Annotated in this window: 3 protein-coding genes and 5 pseudogenes; 4 read left to right on the top strand and 4 right to left on the bottom strand. The window is 66.8% G+C overall.

The annotated features are described in order from the left end of the window. Together ABVB68_RS36610 and ABVB68_RS36605 are read left to right on the top strand one after the other, a co-directional pair. Nucleotides 1-108: pseudogene (locus tag ABVB68_RS36610) on the top strand (IS5/IS1182 family transposase); the annotation flags it as partial. Between the two features lie 45 nt (nt 109-153). Beyond that, a pseudogene (locus ABVB68_RS36605) lies at nt 154-559 on the top strand (IS5 family transposase); the annotation flags it as partial. A gap of 63 nt (nt 560-622) precedes the next feature. Here the strand turns inward: ABVB68_RS36605 and ABVB68_RS36600 are convergent. After that, nucleotides 623-1,393 (bottom strand): transposase, encoded by a 771-nt coding sequence (locus ABVB68_RS36600; RefSeq protein ID WP_353605542.1) that lies wholly within the window; start codon nt 1,391-1,393, stop codon nt 623-625. A gap of 130 nt (nt 1,394-1,523) precedes the next feature. On the opposite strand from ABVB68_RS36600, the gene ABVB68_RS36595 reads away from it, so the two are divergent. Beyond that, entirely contained in the window at nt 1,524-2,063 is a 540-nt protein-coding gene (locus ABVB68_RS36595) for a hypothetical protein (RefSeq protein WP_353605544.1), read from the top strand. Nucleotides 2,064-2,186: 123 nt separating this feature from the next. Here ABVB68_RS36595 and ABVB68_RS36590 read toward each other — a convergent pair whose 3' ends face one another. Further along, nucleotides 2,187-2,957 (bottom strand): transposase family protein, encoded by a 771-nt coding sequence (locus tag ABVB68_RS36590; protein ID WP_353605541.1) that lies wholly within the window; start codon nt 2,955-2,957, stop codon nt 2,187-2,189. Between ABVB68_RS36590 and ABVB68_RS36585 the strand changes: the two are divergent. Next, nucleotides 2,926-3,471, top strand: a pseudogene (locus tag ABVB68_RS36585) (IS5 family transposase); the annotation flags it as partial. The gene ABVB68_RS36590 and the pseudogene ABVB68_RS36585 overlap by 32 nt on opposite strands. 32 nt (nt 3,472-3,503) lie before the next feature. Here the strand turns inward: ABVB68_RS36585 and ABVB68_RS36580 are convergent. Both ABVB68_RS36580 and ABVB68_RS36575 read right to left on the bottom strand, forming a co-directional pair. After that, a pseudogene (locus ABVB68_RS36580) lies at nt 3,504-3,849 on the bottom strand (VOC family protein). A 253-nt stretch (nt 3,850-4,102) separates the two neighbouring features. Next, nucleotides 4,103-4,357: pseudogene (locus ABVB68_RS36575) on the bottom strand (IS701 family transposase); the annotation flags it as partial.

Genomic DNA, 4,357 nt, shown 5'->3' with positions numbered 1-4,357 from the left:
ACCCGCTTCGACAAACTCGCCGCCCGCTACAAGGCCGGAGTCCACCTCGCCTCACTCATCCTCTGGCTCCGCGAACCCAACCAAGATCCTTTGTCAGACAGGACCTAGGCCGTGTATCGAAAGTGGATCTTGGGCTGTGGATGATCACGGTTCATGGGGCGGGGAGATCTCACGGACGAGCAGTGGGCGGTGCTGGTGCCGCTGTTGCCGAAGGGTGCCAGGACGGGGCGGCCGCCCCTCTGGCCTCGGCGGCAGCTGATCGACGGCATACGGTTCCGGGTTCGTACTGGTGTTCCATGGCGGGATGTACCTGTCGAGTACGGGCCATGGGGCCGGGTCTACGACCCGTTCCGCCGATGGCAGCGGAACGGCACCTGGCACCGGATCCTCACCACGCTCCAGTCCCTGGCCGATGCGAAGGGTGCGATCACGTGGGACCTGAGCGTCGACTCCACGGTCTGCCGCGCCCACCAGCATGCGGCCGGGGCTCGCAAACAGGGCGACCTGCAGAAGGAACCACCGGGTGGTGTGTTCAATTGAGCCCTGTGATCACGGGCTAAAGGCTGTCCCGTAAATGATCTCCCAGCCGCTGAGGGAGTGGGCCGCCGTGCGGCCCGCTTGCCTATCCGGCGAGGGCGAGGTTGTGCATCCGGGCGATGCCGAGCATGGCGTGATGAACGCCGTCTCCCTTCAAGCGGCAGTCGCGGAGGATCTTCCAGCTCTTCATGCGGGCGAAGGCGTGCTCGACGCGGGCACGGACCTTGCGGTGTGAGCGGTTGTGCTCCTCTTTCCAGGCCGGGAGTTTGGCCTGGCCTGGTTCGCGGGGGTGCGGGATCACCAGGCCAGTGCCGCGGTAACCCCCGTCGGCGATCACCGTGGCGTTGCCGACGGCGGCCTTCGCTCCGGACAACTCCCATGCCCTGCAGTCGTTGCGGTTGCCGGGCAGAGGGCGGCCAACCGCGACGACCAGCCGTGTATCGGCGTCGATGACGACCTGGTGGTTGGTGGAGTACCGGTAGTTCTTCGCCTGCTCGGCCACCGCATGGTCACGCGTGGGCACCAAGGTGCCGTCCACGATGAGTACGGTGCCCTTGCGGAACCGGAGGCGCGGCCGCAACGCGAGCAGCGGTGCGAGGCGGTTGATGATGCGGTCGGCCGCAGACTTCGAGATGCCGAACAGCGGCGCGAGCTGGCGCAGCGTCAAGTTCGTGCGCCAGTACGCCGCCACCAGCGGGACGCGGTCCTCCAGGGGAAGGCTCCATGGCCGGTCTCGACGGGCCGCGTCCGCTCCCTCACGGCGCAGGGCGGTCACCAGCTTGCCGAAGCAGCGCGGGCTCAGCCCGGTGAACGGGCCTATCCAGGACGGCTGTGACGCCGTGATCACTGCTCCCATGTCGCGATCGTCCCACTATCCCAGAGCCCAGCGTTACGAAGATCAGTACTTGCCAGAATTCTGTTGGGCGGTCTCGTCACCGGCCGGTACGGTGCGACGCAGGAGCGAGGGGGATGAGGTCGTGCGCCCAGTGCTGTTGGTGGATGTGGACGGACCGCTGAACCCGTATGCCGCGAAGCCGCACCGTCGGCCCGAGGGCTATCAGACGCACCGCCTGCTGACCCCTCGCTGGGAGGCCGCCGAGCGCCGCCGGCTGACTGAGTGGGGACTGCCGAACAAGCCCGTGAAGCCGCTGCGGGTGTGGCTCAACCCGGATCACGGCCCGGCGCTGGACACGCTTCCCTTCGACCTGGTGTGGGCGACAACGTGGGAGGAAGAAGCCAACGCTTTCGTCGCGCCAGTCCTGGGATTGCCCGAACTGCCCTACATTCCCTGGCCCTCGCCGAGACCCGAGCCCGGGGGCGGTGTGTTCTGGAAGACGCCTGAGATCGTCGCCTGGGCGAAGGGCCGTGCGTTCGCCTGGGTCGACGACGAGATCAGAGAGGCGGATCGTAGCTGGGTGAAGCAACACCACGACGGTCCCGCCCTCCTGCATCGGGTCGACCCGCGACGCGGCCTTGCTATCGACGACTTCGCCACGTTGACGGCATGGGCAACCTGCCTCGATTGACTCCGCAGCCGGTCGACACCCGGGTGCGATGCCGTCCTTCGTGATCGTTTGCGGGACAAGTCTTAAAGGGTGTTGCACAAGGCCGTGATCAAGCAGCCCGAAGCGGTGCTCTGGGCTTGACGGTCATGCGGCGAGGGCGAGGTTGTGCATGCGGGCCACCGCCTGGACTGCGTGATGGAGGCCGTCGCCGCGCTGCCGGCAGTCGCGGAGGATCTTGTAGTTCTTCATCCGGGAGAAGACGTGCTCGACGCGTGCGCGGACCTTGCGGTGAGCGGCGTTGTCCTCTTCCTCACCCTTCAGCAGCGCTCGTCCGGGGCGTTTGCGATGTGGGATGACCAGACCGGTGTTGATGTAGGCGCCGTCGCCGAGCACAGTCACGCCGTGGCAGTGCTCGACCAGACCGGAGTCCCGCCATGCCCTGGCATCCGCGGTGTTGCCAGGCACAGGCCGGGCGGCCGCGACCACGAGGCGAGTCTCCGCGTCGACGATGACCTGCACGTTTGCCGAGAACCGGTAGTTTCGGGAGGAGGCGCCCACGCCGCGGTCGCGGACCGGGATCAGGGTGCCGTCCACGATCCACATCCGGTCCGGAGCATCGGCCGCGCGGGAGACCGGCTCGAGCGCGAGCAGCGGTCCCAGCCGCTGGATAACCCGGCAGACCGTGGAGGATGAGACACCGAACAACGGGCCCAACTGCCGCATGGTCAGGTTCGTGCGGTAGTACACCGCGACCATCAAGACCCGCTCGGCCAGCGGCAACGACCACGGCCGGCCCCGCAAAGTGCCGTTACCGCCCCGCTCCCGCACCACCTTCAACAGACTCGAAAACTGCGTCATCCGCAGCCCCGTGAACGTCTCCACCCACACTCGCTCAGCACGTAACACCGCCGCCATGCCTAGGAGATGCCCAGCTCACGGCCTTGTGCAACACCCTTTAGGAAGGTCACGCGGCGGTTTCACCGCCAAGCTGCACTTGGCCGTTGAGCAAGGTCAGAAGCCCATGTCGATCGTGGTGACGGCAGGACAGCGTGGAGACTCGCCGCAGTTTGAACCCGTGTTGGCAAAGGTTCGCGTGCCCCGCCTCGGGCCGGGCCGGCCACGCGTCCGCCCCGATCGCGTGCGGGCGGACAGGGCGTACGCCTCCCGCAAGAACCGCGCCTACCTGCGCCGCCGCAGGATCCGATGCACCATCCCGGACAAGGCCGACCAGGCACGTAACCGCCAGAAGCTCGGCTCCCGCGGCGGCCGGCCTCCGCGCTTCGACCCGGCCGACTACCGCGAGCGCCATGCGGTCGAGTGCAGGATCAACCGACTTAAGAGACACCGGGCAGTGGCCACGCGCTACGAGAAACTCGCCGTCCGCTACGAAGCAACCGCCCTGGTCGCGGCCATCAACGAGTGGCTGTGACCAAGACTTTCACCAGGGGGCGGGAAGGGCTGTCAGCGGTGGCCCAGCACGTTGACCACCAGTCCGCTGGGGTCGCGAACGAAGAAGCGCCGCACCCCCCACTCCTCGTCCTGCAAGGGGTGAATGATCTCCGCACCGTTCTCTCGTATGACCGCGTAAGCCGCATCAACGTCGTCCACTTCGACGCTCATGTCGGGGGCGACAGGCGGTCTTGTCGCTGGTCATGACGCTGATCTGGGCTGCCGGGCTGGACGGGGAGGCGAGCGTCATGATCCAGCCGTGGTTCATGACCTCCTCGAAGCCCAGCAGGCCGTAGAACTCCCGGCTCTCCTGCGCGGCATGCGACTGGATGTTGGGCACGACACGGCGAACGGCCATCGATGACTCCAAACGAGAAGGAACCTGTCTTTGCGTCTCCCCAGGAGTACTACGGCCCGTCCGCCGCCGCACACACTTTCGATACACGCCCTAGTACTGCAACGGTGCTTGCGGTGGCTGATGGCCAGTCAGGGACTGTGTCCGCGTCGTTTGTAGTGGCTGATGCGAGCCTGGTTTTGTCGTCGTCGGCGCCAGGTCGACCAGTGCAGGATGTGCTCGACGGGTGCGGGCTGGCGGTCGGTGAGGCGGGTGATCAGCCGTCGTATCTCGGCGAGGCTGAGGTGGATGAGCTGGGAGGATCCGTTTCTGCTTTCCCGGCATCCAGCTCGCGGGCTCGCAGGACGGTCAGGCAGGCGTGGGCGGCCATGGCGAGGGTCATGTGGCGGTGCCATCCGGGGTAGCGGCGGACCTGGTAGTCGTCCAGGCCGCACTCCTGTTTCGCGCTCTGGAAGCATTCCTCGATGGCCCATCGGCTGCCCGCGATGCGGATCAGGTCATCCAGGGTGGT

Origin of the sequence: Streptomyces sp. NPDC096012, from assembly GCF_040426375.1 — a bacterium.
Taxonomy (GTDB): Bacteria; Actinomycetota; Actinomycetes; order Streptomycetales; family Streptomycetaceae; genus Streptomyces.
Note: the sequence above shows the minus strand (reverse complement) of the source record. Positions and strands in the feature narration are given on the sequence as shown.

Bases quoted from the DNA above. Each gene is read 5' to 3' on its own strand.
- ABVB68_RS36600 (WP_353605542.1), bottom strand. From the start codon at position 1,393: ATGGGAGCAGTGATCACGGCGTCACAGCCGTCCTGGATAGGCCCGTTC.
- ABVB68_RS36590 (WP_353605541.1), bottom strand. From the start codon at position 2,957: ATGGCGGCGGTGTTACGTGCTGAGCGAGTGTGGGTGGAGACGTTCACG.